We start from the raw sequence: 14381 nt of genomic DNA, 5'->3' as shown, positions 1-14381 counted from the left end.
CGCGCAGATCGTGCGCAACCGCAACTGTGCCAGGGGGGTGAGGAGGTGTCAACGTTCGACGCGCGGCGCTCAGGCCTGGACGACCGTCACCGGCAGGGTCGAGTCGGCGCCGATGCCCAGATCGGAGGGGCCGTGCCCCGCCATGATGCGCTGCGCGGCGATCGCGGCGATCATCGCTCCGTTGTCGGTGCAGAGCGACAGGGGCGGGATGCGCAGGCTCACGCCGGCAGCCTCTGCGCGCTCGGCCGCGAGGGTGCGGACGCGCGCGTTGGCGACGACTCCCCCGCCGAGCAGCACCCGCGGCACTCCGAGGTCGCCGCACGCCGCGATCGCCTTCGCGGTGAGCACATCGGCGACGGCCTCGCGGAAGCTCGCCGCGACATCCGCCACCGGGACGGGCTCGCCCGCGTCGCGCAGCCTCTCGACGTGGCGCGCGACCGCCGTCTTGAGGCCGGAGAACGAGAAGTCGTAGCGGTGCGCGACGAGATCCTTCGGCAGGGTGAGCCCGCGCGGGAAGCGGATGGCGGTGGGGTCGCCGTCGGCGGCGGCCCGGTCGATCTGCGGGCCGCCCGGGTACGGCAGACCGAGCAGGCGCGCGACCTTGTCGAAGGCCTCGCCCGCGGCGTCGTCGATCGTCTCGCCGAGGAGCTCGACTTCGTCGGTGAGGCTGCGCACGAGGAGGAGGCTCGTGTGGCCTCCCGAGACGAGGAGCGCGATCGTCGGCAGCTCGAGCTCGCCGCGGTCGGCCGCGCCCGGGTCGTGCAGGATGTCGGCACCGACGTGCCCGACGAGGTGGTTGACGGCGTAAAACGGCTTCCCGAGCGCGACCGCGAGCGCCTTCGCCGCGCCGACCCCGACCATGAGGGCTCCGCTCAGGCCCGGCCCGCTCGTGACCGCGACGGCGTCGAGGTCGGCCAGCGCGATGCCCGCCTTCTCGACGGCCGCGTGCAGCGTCGACTCGAGGGCTTCCAGGTGGGCGCGCGCCGCGATCTCGGGGACGACGCCGCCGAAGCGCGCGTGCTCGTCCATCGAGCTCGCGATGACGTTCGCGAGCAGCTCGGTGCCGCGCACGATGCCGACGCCTGTCTCGTCGCAGCTCGTCTCGATGCCGAGCACCAGTGGCCCGCTCACGCCGCTCCCTCCCACCGCATGACGATCGCATCGACGTCATCGGGCTGGTAGTAATGCGGCCGCACGCCGATGCGCGCGAATCCGTGGCGGCGGTAGAGCTCCTCGGCGCCGGGATTGTCGGCCCGCACCTCGAGGAAGACCTGGGTCGCGCCGCGCGCCCGCGCCGCGCCCAGGAGCTCGCGCATGAGCACCGTGCCGATCCCGAGCCGCCGGTGCGTCGGATCGACGGCGATCGTCTGGATGTCGCCCTGCTCGGCCCCCGCGGGCGCGCTCAGCCCCGCATACGCCACGACCTCATCCCCCGACTCGATCACGACGTAGACGGTGTGCGGGCTCGCGAGCTCGGCGGCCATGAGGTCGCGGCTCCACGCGTCGCCGGGGAAGGTCGCCGTCTCGAGCGCCATGATCGCGTCGAGATCGGCGAGCTCGGCGTCGCGCACGCGGATGGCGGGGGCGGCGCCCCCGCTCCCGGCCGTCGACCCTCGGCCGCTCATCAGCTCACCCGCTTCGGGGTCGAGAGCGTGACGTCGGGGGCGCGCAGGTAGAGCGGCTGCGGCTCGAGGAAGGCGGCTCCCGCGGCGAGCCGCGCGAGGGCGGCGAGCGCGAGCGCGGCGGCGGGGATCTCCTGCACCTCGAACGGCGTGACGCCCTCGGTCGGCGCGAACGCGGCGCGGGCCACGAGGTGCGCGGCCTCGAGCTCGGTCGGGAGAGGGAGCTGCGCGGCGAAGACGGTGACGGCGACCTCGCGGCGGCGGGCATCCGTGATCACCGCGAAGCGGCCGGCGGCGACGCCGCCCTCGACGAGGCTCAGGGCGACGGCCTCGTGGCTCGGGCCGGCCAGGAGCGGGATCCTGCGGGCGATCGCGATCGCGCGGGCCGCGGCGATGCCGACGCGCAGGCCGGTATAGGGGCCGGGGCCGATGCCGGCGACGACGTGCGACAGTCGCGACCCGTCGCGCTCGGCGACCTCGAGGGCCTCCGCCAGGAACGGGCCGATGACCTCGGCGTGCCGCCGCGTGTCGGCGCTCGACCGTTCGACGATCACGCGGCCGTCATCAGCGACGATCGCGATCGACGTGCCCGCGGAGGTGTCAATCGCGAGCAGCATGGATCCAGCCTAGGTCGGCCCAGCGCTCGCCGGTTCCCGTCACCGTGACCGCGCGGGGCTCGACGGGGGCGACATCCGGGTCGGCGGCGGCGCCGTCGGGGCCGGATGCTCCGCCTCCCGTCGGGCGCCCGATCGTGATCGACAGCCACTCGTCGACGAGGTGCTCGACGAGACCGGCGCCCCACTCGACCACGACGATCGAGCCCGCGAAGTCGATGTCGAGGTCGTCGAGCTCGGCGGCGTCGGAGAGCCGGTAGGCGTCGACGTGGACGAGCGGCGCGGCGCTCTCGCGCGGGTGGGTCCTGGCGAGGACGAAGGTCGGGCTCGTGACGGTGCCGCGCACGCCGAGGGCGGCGCCGAGCCCGCGCGTGAAGGTCGTCTTGCCGGCGCCGAGCTCGCCCGTCAGGAGAACGACGTCGCTCGCGCGCAGCTCGGCCGCGACGCGCGCGCCGAAGCGCTCCATGGCCTCCGGGTCGGCGATGACGAGGCGCTCCTCTGCGCTCACGCGTGCGCTCTCACGGTGGTCCGGGTGACGCGGCGGCCGAGTCGCGTGACGATCTCGTAGCCGATGGTTCCCGCCGCGTCGGCCCAGTCGTCGGCCGTCGGCGCGCCCGTCGCGGCGTCGCCGAAGAGCACGGCGCGATCGCCGACGGCGACGCGACGGCCGCCGACGTCGACGACGAGCTGGTCCATCGCGATGCGCCCGGCCACGGGGAAGGTCTCGTCCCCGATGAGCACGCGCGCCCCGAGGGCGTGCCGCGGGACGCCGTCGGCGTAGCCGAGGGGCACGAGGGCGAGGGTCGACGACTCGTCCGTGCGATGCAGGTACCCGTACGAGACACCGCTGCCGGCAGCTACGCGCTTGACGCTCACGACGGGCGCGCTGAGCTCCATCGCGGGGCGAAGCCCGATCGCGCGGTGCTGCGGGGCGGGTGAGACTCCGTACACCGCGATGCCGGCGCGCACCATGTCGAGGCGCGCCTCCGGCAGGTCGATCGCGGCGGCCGAGGCGGCGAGATGGCGGATGCCCGGCTCGAGCCCGACGGCGTCGACGGCGTCGAGGAAGCGCTCGAAGACGTGCAGCTGCGCGCGATCGTCGTGCGGGCTCGTGTTCGAGAGGTGGCTGAAGACGCCGTCGAGACGGACGTCGCCCGCGTCGACGAGCTCGGCGAGCCGCTCGAGCAGCGGGCCCCATCCGGGCTCGACCACGCCGTTGCGCGAGAGCCCCGTGTCGACCTTGACGTGGACGACGGGGCGATGCCCGGCCGCAGCGGCCCGCTCGAGCTCGGCGAGCGAGCTCACGCCGAGCGCGACCCCCGCCTCCGTCGCGACGGCGAGATTGGCGGATGGGTCGTGCAGCCACGCGAGCACCGGCGCGTCGATGCCCGCGCGGCGAAGCTCGAGCGCCTCGGTCACGTCGGCGACGCCGAGATGATCGGCACCGGCCTCGAGCGCCGCGCGCGCCGCGGTCACCGCTCCGTGCCCGTAGCCGTCAGCCTTGACGACCGCCATGAGGTGCCGGCTCGGCGCCAGTCGGCGCAGGAGCCCGACGTTGTGGGCGATCGCGTCGATCGCGATGCGCGCCTCGCGGAACGGGCGGGTGGTCATGCGCGGTCTCCCGAAACCTCGGTGCGCTCGGCGACGACGAAGGCCGTCGCGATCCCGGCGTCGTGCGACATCGAGACGTGGATGCGGCCGATGCTGCGCCCGGCGGCGATCTCGGCCGCCCGCCCAGTGAGCGCGAAATCGGGATTCCCTCGGTCATCCGACTCGATGGCCATCTCGACCCAGCGGATGCCGTCCGTCTCGCCGAGCGCCTTCATGAGGGCCTCCTTCGCCGCGAAGCGGCCCGCGAGGGAGCGCAGCGGCAGCGCTCGCTCGGATTCGGCGAAGAGGCGCTCGCGCAGGCCGGGGGTGCGGCTGAGCGCCCGCTCAAACCGGGCGAGGTCGACGACGTCGACCCCGATGCCCACGATCACGACCGCACCGCGCAGCCCGGGCTACTCGACCGTGACCGACTTGGCGAGGTTGCGCGGCTGGTCGACGTCGAGCCCCTTCGCGGCCGCGAGCTCCATGCCGAAGATGTGGAGCGGGACGACCGCGAGGAGCGGCTCGAAGAACGGCGAGGCGAGCGGGATGCGGATGACCTCGTCGGCGTGCGGCAGGACCGCCGCGTCTCCCTGCTCGGCGATCGCGATGACGCGGGCGCCGCGCGCGCGGATCTCCTGGATATTCGAGACGACCTTCGCGTGGAGCGAGTTCGGGTCGCGCGGGCTCGGCACGATGACGAAGACGATCTGACCCGGCTCGATGAGAGCGATCGGCCCGTGCTTGAGCTCGCCCGCGGCGAAGCCCTCGGCGTGGATGTACGCGAGCTCCTTGAGCTTGAGCGCGCCTTCGAGCGCGACGGGGTAGCCGACGTGGCGGCCGAGGAAGAGGACGGACTGCGTATCGGCCATCCACTTCGCCATCTCGCGGATGCGCTCCCCCGACGCGAGGACGGACGCGAGCTTGTCCGGAACGGCCTGCAGCTCGCGCACGAGGCCGCGTGCGCGGGAGTCGTCGAGGGTGCCGCGGACCTGGCCGAGCTGGATGCCGAAGAGGTACATCGCGGTGATCTGCGCGACGAACGCCTTGGTCGACGCGACCGCGACCTCGGGGCCGGCGTGCGTATAGACGACCGCGTCGGACTCGCGCGGGATCGTCGCGCCCTGGGTGTTGCAGATCGACAGGGTGCGGGCGCCCTGCTCGCGCGCGTACTTGACCGCCATGAGGGTGTCCATCGTCTCGCCGGACTGGCTGATCGAGACGACGAGGGTGCGCTCGGTCAGCACCGGCTCGCGGTATCGGAATTCGTGGGCGAGCTCGACGTCGACCGGCACACGCGCCCACTGCTCGATCGCATACTTGCCGACCATGCCGGCGTAGGCCGCCGTGCCGCAGGCGATGACGACGACGCGATCGATGTCGCGGAGCGTGTCCGCATCGAGGCCCTCGAGCTCGGGGATCCGCACGAGGCCGTCCTCGACGCGCCCGATGATCGTCTTCGCGACCGCCTCGGGCTCTTCGCTGATCTCCTTCGCCATGAAGCTCGACCAGCCGCCCTTGTCGGCGGCCGACGCATCCCAGTCGACCTCGAAGGTCTTCGCCTCGACGGGCGCGCCGTCGAAGCCGATGACCTCGACGCTGTCGGGGCGGATGGTGACGAGCTGGTCCTGCCCGATCTCCATCGCCTGCTTCGTGTAGGCGACGAACGCCGCGACGTCGGAGCCGAGGAAGTTCTCGCCCTCCCCGAGCCCGATGACGAGCGGTGAGTTGCGGCGAGCCCCGACGACGACGTCGGGCTGGTCGGAGTGGACGGCGAGGAGCGTGAACGCGCCCTCGAGGCGATTGACGACCTGCAGCATCGCCGTGGTTAGATCGCCCGTCTCGCGGTAGGCGTCGCCGACGAGCAGCGCCGCGACCTCGGAGTCAGTCTGCGAGCTGAACTCGTGGCCGCTCGCGAGGAGCTCCTCCTTGAGCTCGCCGAAGTTCTCGATGATGCCGTTATGGATGAGGGCGAGCTTTCCGCCGTCGCCGAGGTGGGGGTGCGCATTCTCGTCAGTGGGTCCGCCGTGCGTCGCCCAGCGCGTGTGGCCGATACCCGTCACGCCGTCGGCGAGAGGCGTCGCGCTCAGATCGTCGGTCAGCACGGCGAGCTTGCCCGCGTGCTTGCGAGTGTCGAGGTGTCCGTCCGCGTCGATGACGGCGACTCCCGCCGAGTCATAGCCCCGGTACTCGAGCCGCTTGAGCCCGCCGATCAGAACGTCGACGCTCCCCCGGGATCCGACATAACCCACGATTCCGCACATGGGCTCGAGTCTACGGCCCGGCGGGAGGCGAGGCGGGCTGGCACTACTGTGGAGCCGATGTCCGAGGCGAGCGCAGCGCGCGACAACACCCCCTTCGTCGAGCTCGATCGACGCCGGTGGGCTGCGCTCGCACCGGCCACGCCGCAGCCGCTGAGCGAGACGGAGCTCGTGCAGCTGCGCGGGCTCGGCGACCAGCTCGACCTCCAGGAGGTCGCCGAGGTCTACGTCCCGCTCAGTCGGCTGATCTCGCTGTACGCGGTGGGCGCGCGTCGCCTTCACGACTCGACGCGCGAGTTCCTCGGGGCCCCGGGTTCGAGCACGCCCTTCGTCATCGGCGTCGCGGGCTCGGTCGCTGTCGGCAAGTCGACGATCGCGCGCCTGCTGCGCGAGCTGCTCTCCCGCTGGCCGGACACCCCCCGGGTGGAGCTCGTCACGACGGACGGATTCCTCCTCCCCACCGCCGAGCTGGGGCGCCGAGGCATCCTGCACAGGAAAGGCTTCCCGGAGTCGTACGACCGCCGCGCCCTCCTGCGATTCGTCTCGCGCATCAAGGCCGGCGCTGACGAAGTGCGCGCGCCCGTCTACTCGCACCTGAGCTACGACATCGTCCCCGACGCAGAGATCATCGTCCGCCGGCCCGACATCCTCATCGTCGAGGGCCTCAACGTGCTGCAGCCGCCCGGCCCCGGCGCCTCGCTCGCGGTGAGCGACCTCTTCGACTTCACGATCTACGTGGATGCCCGAACGAGCGACATCGCGCAGTGGTACGAGGACCGCTTCCTCGCCCTCCAGCGCGGAGCCTTCGCCGATCCGCGCAGCTACTTCCACCGCTACGCCTCGCTATCGCACGAGCAGGCGGTCGGGAAGGCACGGGAGATCTGGCGCGAGATAAACGAGCCGAACCTCGTGCAGAACATCCTGCCGACGCGCGCGCGGGCGTCGCTCGTCCTCCGCAAGGAGAGCGATCACGCTGTCTCGACCGTCCTCCTGCGCAAGATCTGACCCTCCAGCCCGCCCCGCCCCTCTCCGGAGAATCGACCATGGTCAAGTACACCCACGGCCACCACCCGAGCGTGCTCGCCGCCCACGCCTGGCGCACAATCGCGAACTCGGCCACCTACCTCGAGCCGCACCTCGTCGAGGGCGCCTCGCTGCTCGACGTGGGCAGCGGCCCCGGGAGCATCACGATCGAGTTCGCCCGTCGGCTCGGAGCGCAGAACGTCGTGGGGCTCGACGGCGCAGAGGAGGCGGTCGCCCACGCACGGGAGGCCGCCGAGATGGCGGGGCTCGACGTGGCGTTCGAACAGGGCGACCTGTACGCACTCCCCTTCGCCGACGCCTCCGCGGACATCGCGCACGCGCATCAGGTTCTCCAGCACCTCGGCGACCCCATCGCAGCCCTTCGTGAGATGGCGCGGGTCGTGCGACCAGGCGGCGTCGTCGCAGCGCGCGACATCGACGCGGGCGGGGTGCTCATCCACCCGCTCTCGCCCGAGCTCGCGCGCTGGCTCGAGCTGTACGTGAGCATCCCGGTCGCGAACGGCGGCGAGGCGCGCGCGGGCCGTCGGCTCCTCCAGTGGGCGCACGCAGCCGGGCTCGACGACGTGACGGCGACCGCGTCGACCTGGCTCTTCACGGCCGATGGCGACGGGCCCTGGTGGGGCGGGCTGTGGGCGGAGCGCGTGGTGTCGTCGTCCTTCGCCGACGACGCCGTCCGTCACGGGCTCGCGACCCGGGAGGAGCTCGAGGCGATCTCGGCCGCGTGGCGGGAATGGGCGGCGCACCCGGATGCGTGGATGCTCATGCCGCACGGCGAGATCATCGCGCGCAGCCGCTGACGCCGCTCGGTGAGCGCGGCGACGGCCGAACTCAGACCGAGAGCTGCTCGCGGACGACGTCGGCGAGGCGATCGGCCATCGCCTGCGCGGTCTCCTCGGTCTCGGCCTCGACCATGACGCGCACCATCTGCTCGGTTCCGCTCGCCCGCAACAGCACGCGCCCGGTGTCGCCGAGCTCGGACTCGACCTCGGCGACCGCGGCGGCGATGCCCTCGTGCCCCGCGAGGGCGGTGCGGTCGACGCCGCGGACGTTGATGAGCACCTGGGGGAAGACCGTCATGACGCTCGCGAGCTCGTCGAGGCTCCTGCCCGTGCGCACCATCTCCGCGGCGAGCTGGATGCCCGTGAGGATGCCGTCGCCCGTCGTCGCATGGCGGCTGAAGATGATGTGACCGGACTGCTCGCCGCCGAGGCTCAACCCGTGCTCCGCGAGCGCCTCGAGGACGTAGCGGTCGCCGACACCGGTCTCGATGATGCGGATGCCCCGCTCGGCCATCGCGCGCTTGAGGCCGAGGTTGCTCATTACCGTGACGACGAGGGTGTCGTCGGTGAGCAGGCCTCGGCCGTGCTCGGCCACGGCGAGGATCGCCATGATCATGTCGCCGTCGACGACCTGGCCCCGGGCATCCACCGCGAGGCACCGGTCGGCGTCGCCGTCGTGGGCGATCCCGAGATCGGCGCCCACCTCGATGACCGTCCTCTGCAGGAGCTCGAGGTGCGTCGACCCGACGCCATCGTTGATGTTGAGGCCGTCGGGGTCGGAGCCGATGACCGTGACCGTCGCGCCGGCGTCGGCGAACACCTGCGGCGAGATGCCGGCCGCGGCGCCGTTCGCGCAGTCGATGACGACGTGCAGGCCGTCGAGCCGAGTGTCGAGGGTGCCGAGAAGGTGCAGGACGTAGCGGTCCTCCGCGTCGGCGAAGCGGCGGATGCGGCCGACGCCTCCGCCCGTCGGCGCGAGCTTCTCCCCCGACATCGCTGCCTCGATGCGATCCTCCACCTCGTCGGGCAGCTTGACGCCGCCGAAGGAGAAGAATTTGATCCCGTTATCGGGCGCGGCGTTGTGGGAGGCGGAGATCATCACGCCGAAGTCGGCGCGGATGTCGCTGACGAGGTACGCGGCGGCCGGGGTCGGGATGACTCCGGCATCGAGCACATCGATGCCCGAGGAGGCGAGGCCCGCGGCGACGGCCGCCGTCAGAAACTCGCCCGAGACGCGCGGATCGCGCGCGACGACCGCGCGCGGGCGCCTGCCTTGCGAACGCAGCTCGTCGGCGTGACGGCCCTGCGTGAGGACCAGTGCGGCGGCCTGGGCGAGGCCGAGGGCGAGGTCAGCGGTGAGATCACCGTTGGCCAGCCCCCGAACCCCGTCAGTGCCGAACAGTCGACCCATGTCGATCCGCGGTTGGTGCGCAGCCGGAGCGCGTTAGCGCTTCGAGTACTGGGGCGCCTTGCGGGCCTTCTTGAGACCGGCCTTCTTACGCTCGATGACGCGGGCGTCGCGCGTGAGGAAGCCAGCCTTCTTGAGCGTCGCGCGGTTGTTCTCGCGGTCGATCTCGTTGAGCGCACGGGCGATCGCGAGACGCAGAGCGCCCGCCTGGCCCGACGGGCCGCCGCCGGTGATGCGCGCGGTGACGTCGTAGGCGCCGCCGAGCTGCAGGATCGTCAACGGGTCGTTGATCAGCTGCTGGTGCAGCTTGTTGGGGAAGTAGTCCTCGAGGGTCCGGCCGTTCACCTTGTAGGTGCCGGCGCCGGGGACGAGGCGCACGCGGGCGATGGCCTGCTTGCGGCGGCCCACGGCTGCGCCGGAGACGGAGAGGACGGCGCGGGGCGCGGCCTCGGCCGGCGCCGCGGTGGACTCGGTCGTGTAGCTCTCGGGAGCTGCGTCGTTGGTGATGTCGTTCGCCACGGTATCGATCCTTGAAGTCGTCAGGCGGTCGCTACTGGGCGACCTGGTCGAGGGTGTAGGTCGTGGGCTGCTGGGCAGCGTGGGGGTGCTCGGCACCCCGGTAGACCTTGAGCTTCTTGAGCTGGTCGCGGCCGAGGCTGTTCTTCGGCAGCATGCCGCGGATCGCCTTCTCGACGGCGCGCTCGGGGTTCTTCTCCAGCAGCTCGGAGTACGAGGTGGCCGTGAGGCCGCCCGGGTAGCCGGAGTGGCGGTAGGCCTTCTTCTGCGCGAGCTTCGAACCGGTGAGCGCGACCTTGTCGGCGTTCACGATGATGACGAAGTCGCCCATGTCCATGTGCTGGGCGAAGGTGGGCTTGTGCTTGCCGCGGAGGAGGGCGGCGGCGTGGCTGGCAAGGCGACCCAGGACGACATCGGTTGCGTCGATGATGACCCAGTCGCGCTTGACGTCAGCGGGCGTGGGGCTGAACGTGCGCGTCACAGTACGTGCTTTCTTGTCGAGGTGTTCGTGAATCCCGCTCCGGTGGGTGGTTCCGTGCGGATCGCACGGGAACGTCCCGGTGGAGGGCTCAACTGGATGCCCGTCGGCGACGGACACCAAGGGGCAACCCTAGTTCACCGCGGTTCTGCGGTCAATTCGCGCTTCGCCCGCGTCTGCTCGGCCCGCACGGCGAGGGCCGCGTCGTCGGGGTATCCGACTTCGACGAGCGTCAGCCCCTTGGCCCCGAGCACCGGGAAGTCGCTCGTCCTGGCTGCGCCGTCGCGGATCGCGACGAGCCGCTCGGCGTCGAGCCTGCCGAGCCCGACCGCCACGGCCGCGCCGACGAGCGCGCGCACCATCGAATGGCAGAAGGCGTCGGCCCGCACGGCGGCCACGAGCACGCCGTCGGCGTCGCGTGTCCACGTGTAGTCGAGCAGCGTCCTGATGGTCGTCGCCCCCTCGCGGGGCTTGCAGAAGGCGGCGAAGTCGTGGAGTCCGACGAGAGCGCGCGCCGCGGCATCCATCGCGTCGCCGTCGAGAGCGGAGGGGAACCACAGCGTGTGTCCGCGCTGGCGGGGGTCGCGCTGCGCGGCGGCGTCGGCGAGCCGGTACTCGTATCGACGCCAGACGGGCGAGAAGCGCGCGTCGAACCCCTCGGGGGGGATCGAGGCGCGATGGACGACGAGGTCGCCGTCGGCGCCGGCGATGCCGTTGAGGCGGCGCACGAGCGACGACTCGGGGCTTTCGTCCGCGCGCGCATCCCGGGCGGGCGCGGCGCGCCGGGGTCGGCGCACGGCCGCCCACTGCGCGGCCGTGAGGTCGAGGTGCGCGACCTGGCCCGTCGCGTGGACGCCGGCGTCGGTGCGGCCTGCGACCGTGAGGCTCGGCGCCGGCTGATCGGGCACGGCCCGCCCGACGATCGTCGTGAGCGCCGCCTCGAGCTCGCCCTGCACCGTGCGGAGCCCGGGCTGACGGCTCCAGCCGGAGAACGCGGCGCCGTCGTACGCGAGGTCGAGGCGCAGGCGCACGGCGGGCTCGGGTGTCTCGAGCGACTCGGGGGTCACGAGCGAGAAGTCTACGGCGCGTCCGTTTTGACGGCGCGGGGTCCACGGGCGACCCTGGAGGGGACATGAGCTCCTCCACCGCCGTGTCGAGCGCACGCGAGCGCCTCCCCGGCCTCGACGGGGTCAGGGCCCTCGCGATCGTGCTCGTCCTCGCCTACCACCTGTTCCCGGGCCTTGCGCCGGGCGGGTTCGTCGGCGTCGACGTCTTCCTCGTCGTCAGCGGCTACCTCATCACCGCGCTCCTGCTCGCGGAGCACGAGCGGACGGGTCGCATCGCGCTCGGCCGCTTCTGGCACCGTCGCGCGCGACGACTACTCCCCGCGCTCGCCCTCGTCATCGGCGTCTCCGCCGCCGCGGCCGCCATCATCGGCGGCGACGTGCTCGTCGGCATCGGCTGGCAGCTCGTCGGGGCCGCGACCTTCTCGAGCAACTGGCTCGCGATCGCGCAGGGCGCGAGCTACCTCGACCAGACGAGCCCCGAGCTGCTGCGCCACGCGTGGTCGCTCGCGGTCGAGGAGCAGTTCTACCTCCTCTGGCCGCTCGCTCTGCTCGCGCTGCTGCTCGTCCCCCGTCGCGGCGTGCGCGTGCTCGCGGTCGCCGCGCTCGCCGTCGCGTCGGCCGTCGGGATGGCGGTCGTCGCGGGCGACCCGGTCGCGAGTCCGGCTGCCGCGTCGACGGCCTACTACTCGACGCTCACGCACGGCAGCGGTCTGCTCGCGGGGGCGGCGCTCGCGATCGCGCGCGCGCCGCTGTCGGGGACGCGCGCTCGCGCGACGCGCATCCCCGCCGCCGTCGCCGACGCGATCGCCGCGATCGCCGCCCTCGGGATCGTCGCCGCCGCGAGCGCGCTCGCGATCGACGACGCGCTCGTCTACCGCGGCGGCATCGCGCTCGTCGTCATGCTCACGCTCGTTCTGCTCGTCGCCGCCGACCACCCCTCAGGGTGTGCGGCGGCCGTGCTCGACGCACCTCTGCCGCGCTGGGTCGGCGAGCGCTCCTACGGCCTGTACCTCTGGCACTGGCCGATCATCGTCCTTCTCTGCGCGGCGCTGCCGACGGTCGAGCGCACCGGGGCGAGCGGGTGGATTCTCGGCGCCGTCGCCCTCACGGCGAGCGTCGCTCTCGCGGCGGCGTCCTACCGCTGGCTCGAGCAGCCCGTGCGCCGCGAGGGCCTCGGCCTCCTCTGGCGCCCCGAGCGACGCGTCGGCCGACTCGCACTCGCCGCCGCGCTCGTCGTCGCGACCGCGGTCGGCGCAGGGGCCGCCGTCGTGCGGGCTCCCGACGCCTCGAGCGCCGCCGCGGCGATCGCTGCGGGCGAGGCCGCTCTGCGCGCGCCGTCGGAGCCGCCCACGCCCTCCGTACCCCCGGAGCCGATCATCACGACGGCGCCCGCTCCCCCGCCCTCGACCCCGCCGGGCGAGGAGCTGCTCGCAATCGGGGATTCGGTGATGCTCGCGTCGGCTCCCGCTCTGCAGGAGCGCTTCCCCGGCATCGCGATCGACGCCGCTGTCTCGCGGCAGATGCATCAGGCGCCGGAGATCCTCCGTGGCCTGGCCGAGCGCGGCGAGCTGCGACCCGTCGTCGTCCTTGCCCTCGGCACGAACGGGCCGATCAGGACGGAGACCCTCGACGAGGTCAGGCGGATCCTCGGCCCCGAGCGCGAGCTCGTCCTCGTCACGACGCAGGCGCCCCGGGGCTGGACGGACGACGTCAACAGCACGCTCTCGGACTTCGCCGACCGCTACCTCGCCGTCGAGCTGAGCGACTGGCAGTCGGCGATCCGGCCGAGGCTAGACCTGCTCGCGGGCGACCAGATCCACCCGGGGCCGACGGGCGGGAAGCTCTACGCCGAGGCCCTCGAGGCGCCGCTCACCCGGCTCGCGTCCCTCCCGCGCGTGGCCGACTACCTGCCCGATCCGCTCGACGAGCGCTGAGAGGTCGAACGCGACCGCCCGTGGGCGTGGCGGTCAGTAGACGATGCGGTAGGAGACATCCCGCGAGGTCGCACGGAAGCCCAGCCGCGTGTAGACGCTGAGGGCGCCCGTGGGGTTCTCGGCGTCGACGTCGAGCACGGCGCGCTCGAGCCCGGCGTCGCGCGCAGCGCGCATGACGTCGGCGAGCAGCGCCCCGGCGAGCCCCCGCCCGCGCCACTCGCGCACCGTGCCGACGAGCCCGATGTAGCAGCCGGTGAAGCCCTGGCGCTCCCAGTCGTCCTCGTTGATCTCGGTCAGGACGAAGCCCACGACCTCCTCGTCCGCGAGCGCGACGCGGCTGAGCTCAGGGCGGGCGCTCGGAAGGGCGAGCATCGACGTCCACCCCTCGACGGTCGCGGGCTGGCTTCCCCAGTGGTCGGCGAAGCTCGCGTTCTTGGCAAGCCGCACGGCCTCGGACAGCTCGGCGCTCATCGGCTCGACGCGCACGCCGGCGGGGAGCTCACGATCGAGGTCGGCGTCGGCCAGCACGGCGTCGAGGCTCGTGAAGTAGCGCGATGGCTCGAACCCGGAGCGGTCGAGCAGCCGGCCGTGCTCGGGCGCGCGATCCGGGGCGTACGACATCAGCCAGGCGGGCAGGATGCTGTCGCTGCGCGACAGGCGCTGCTTGGCTCGCGCTCGCTGCCAGGCGAGCAGGCGCCGTCCGAGCCCCCGGCCGCGCCGCTCGGGGTGCACGCCGCCGGGGAGGATGATCCGCAGCAGCGACTCCGGCTCGGGCATCTCGATCACGAGGCCCCACGCCACGAGGGCTCCGTCGGCATCGTGGCCGAGGACGCTGTCGTTCGGCAGGTCGACCCAGGAGTGCCCGAGATCGTCCTCGACCTCCGCGAGGCTCTCGCTCCAGTCCGGATGATCGCGTCGACTCATCGCCTCGAGGAGCGCCGTGATCCCGGGCGCGTCCTCCGGCGTCGCCGGCCGCCAGACGACGCCGTCGACCGGGTCGGGCATCCGGACCTCCGCGGGGGCGGGGACGCGCTCGCGCACGGGGGGTCGGGGTTCTGCAGTGCTCAT

The 14381-nt window shown here is 72.8% G+C and carries 14 protein-coding genes and 1 pseudogene; 3 read left to right on the top strand and 12 right to left on the bottom strand.

Annotated elements, in window-relative coordinates; translation table 11 throughout:
• Window positions 1-69: 69 nt before the first annotated feature.
• Genes tsaD through glmS form a run of 7 tightly spaced genes read right to left on the bottom strand, consistent with a single transcriptional unit; the run spans window position 70 to window position 6090 of the window.
• Entirely contained in the window at window positions 70-1131 is a 1062-nt protein-coding gene (gene tsaD, locus FHX53_RS12930) for a tRNA (adenosine(37)-N6)-threonylcarbamoyltransferase complex transferase subunit TsaD (protein WP_343051026.1), read from the bottom strand.
• Complete coding sequence (gene rimI / locus FHX53_RS12925; protein ID WP_182491802.1) at window positions 1128-1625, bottom strand: ribosomal protein S18-alanine N-acetyltransferase; 498 nt, start codon at window positions 1623-1625, stop codon at window positions 1128-1130. The genes tsaD and rimI overlap by 4 nt, the downstream gene beginning before the upstream one ends.
• A complete protein-coding gene (tsaB, locus tag FHX53_RS12920) occupies window positions 1625-2239 on the bottom strand; it encodes a tRNA (adenosine(37)-N6)-threonylcarbamoyltransferase complex dimerization subunit type 1 TsaB (RefSeq protein WP_182491800.1) in 615 nt (204 codons plus the stop codon). Before tsaB ends, rimI begins: the two co-directional genes overlap by 1 nt.
• Window positions 2223-2744 carry a tRNA (adenosine(37)-N6)-threonylcarbamoyltransferase complex ATPase subunit type 1 TsaE gene (gene tsaE, locus FHX53_RS12915; RefSeq protein ID WP_343051024.1) on the bottom strand — a complete coding sequence of 174 codons (522 nt, stop codon included), beginning with the start codon at window positions 2742-2744 and terminating at the stop codon, window positions 2223-2225. The genes tsaB and tsaE overlap by 17 nt, the downstream gene beginning before the upstream one ends.
• Complete coding sequence (alr, locus tag FHX53_RS12910) at window positions 2741-3847, bottom strand: alanine racemase (RefSeq protein WP_182491798.1); 1107 nt, start codon at window positions 3845-3847, stop codon at window positions 2741-2743. Before alr ends, tsaE begins: the two co-directional genes overlap by 4 nt.
• Window positions 3844-4218: a holo-ACP synthase gene (locus FHX53_RS12905; RefSeq protein ID WP_182491796.1), complete on the bottom strand. Its 375-nt coding sequence runs from the start codon at window positions 4216-4218 to the stop codon at window positions 3844-3846. The genes alr and FHX53_RS12905 overlap by 4 nt, the downstream gene beginning before the upstream one ends.
• Before the next feature lie 21 nt (window positions 4219-4239).
• Window positions 4240-6090: a glutamine--fructose-6-phosphate transaminase (isomerizing) gene (glmS, locus tag FHX53_RS12900; RefSeq protein ID WP_182491794.1), complete on the bottom strand. Its 1851-nt coding sequence runs from the start codon at window positions 6088-6090 to the stop codon at window positions 4240-4242.
• Between the two features lie 57 nt (window positions 6091-6147).
• On the opposite strand from glmS, the gene coaA reads away from it, so the two are divergent.
• Window positions 6148-7092, top strand: a complete 945-nt coding sequence (gene coaA, locus FHX53_RS12895; RefSeq protein WP_182491792.1) for a type I pantothenate kinase — start codon at window positions 6148-6150, stop codon at window positions 7090-7092.
• Between the two features lie 38 nt (window positions 7093-7130).
• Window positions 7131-7928 carry a methyltransferase domain-containing protein gene (locus tag FHX53_RS12890; protein ID WP_182491791.1) on the top strand — a complete coding sequence of 266 codons (798 nt, stop codon included), beginning with the start codon at window positions 7131-7133 and terminating at the stop codon, window positions 7926-7928.
• A 31-nt stretch (window positions 7929-7959) separates the two neighbouring features.
• Here FHX53_RS12890 and glmM read toward each other — a convergent pair whose 3' ends face one another.
• From glmM to FHX53_RS12870, 4 genes are all read right to left on the bottom strand, one after another.
• Complete coding sequence (gene glmM, locus FHX53_RS12885; RefSeq protein ID WP_182491789.1) at window positions 7960-9321, bottom strand: phosphoglucosamine mutase; 1362 nt, start codon at window positions 9319-9321, stop codon at window positions 7960-7962.
• 33 nt (window positions 9322-9354) lie between these two features.
• The gene (rpsI, locus tag FHX53_RS12880) at window positions 9355-9825 is read right to left on the bottom strand and encodes a 30S ribosomal protein S9 (RefSeq protein WP_370689153.1); all 471 of its coding nucleotides are present in this window, start codon (window positions 9823-9825) and stop codon (window positions 9355-9357) included.
• Window positions 9826-9868: 43 nt separating this feature from the next.
• Complete coding sequence (gene rplM / locus FHX53_RS12875; protein WP_182491788.1) at window positions 9869-10315, bottom strand: 50S ribosomal protein L13; 447 nt, start codon at window positions 10313-10315, stop codon at window positions 9869-9871.
• A 134-nt stretch (window positions 10316-10449) separates the two neighbouring features.
• Entirely contained in the window at window positions 10450-11379 is a 930-nt protein-coding gene (locus tag FHX53_RS12870) for a tRNA pseudouridine synthase A (protein ID WP_425488317.1), read from the bottom strand.
• 65 nt (window positions 11380-11444) lie between these two features.
• Between FHX53_RS12870 and FHX53_RS14190 the strand changes: the two are divergent.
• Window positions 11445-12500: pseudogene (locus FHX53_RS14190) on the top strand (acyltransferase family protein); the annotation flags it as partial.
• An 846-nt stretch (window positions 12501-13346) separates the two neighbouring features.
• Here FHX53_RS14190 and FHX53_RS12860 read toward each other — a convergent pair.
• Window positions 13347-14381, bottom strand: coding sequence for a GNAT family N-acetyltransferase (locus FHX53_RS12860; RefSeq protein WP_182491784.1), 1035 nt, complete (start codon window positions 14379-14381; stop codon window positions 13347-13349).

It is taken from the genome of Microcella alkalica (assembly GCF_014137945.1).
Classification (GTDB): domain Bacteria; phylum Actinomycetota; class Actinomycetes; order Actinomycetales; family Microbacteriaceae; genus Microcella; species Microcella alkalica.
Note: the sequence above shows the minus strand (reverse complement) of the source record. Positions and strands in the feature narration are given on the sequence as shown.

Bases quoted from the DNA above. Each gene is read 5' to 3' on its own strand.
- rimI (WP_182491802.1), bottom strand. From the start codon at position 1,625: ATGAGCGGCCGAGGGTCGACGGCCGGGAGCGGGGGCGCCGCCCCCGCC.
- tsaB (WP_182491800.1), bottom strand. From the start codon at position 2,239: ATGCTGCTCGCGATTGACACCTCCGCGGGCACGTCGATCGCGATCGTC.
- alr (WP_182491798.1), bottom strand. From the start codon at position 3,847: ATGACCACCCGCCCGTTCCGCGAGGCGCGCATCGCGATCGACGCGATC.
- glmS (WP_182491794.1), bottom strand. From the start codon at position 6,090: ATGTGCGGAATCGTGGGTTATGTCGGATCCCGGGGGAGCGTCGACGTT.
- coaA (WP_182491792.1), top strand. From the start codon at position 6,148: ATGTCCGAGGCGAGCGCAGCGCGCGACAACACCCCCTTCGTCGAGCTC.
- FHX53_RS12890 (WP_182491791.1), top strand. From the start codon at position 7,131: ATGGTCAAGTACACCCACGGCCACCACCCGAGCGTGCTCGCCGCCCAC.
- glmM (WP_182491789.1), bottom strand. From the start codon at position 9,321: ATGGGTCGACTGTTCGGCACTGACGGGGTTCGGGGGCTGGCCAACGGT.
- FHX53_RS12860 (WP_182491784.1), bottom strand. From the start codon at position 14,381: ATGAGCACTGCAGAACCCCGACCCCCCGTGCGCGAGCGCGTCCCCGCC.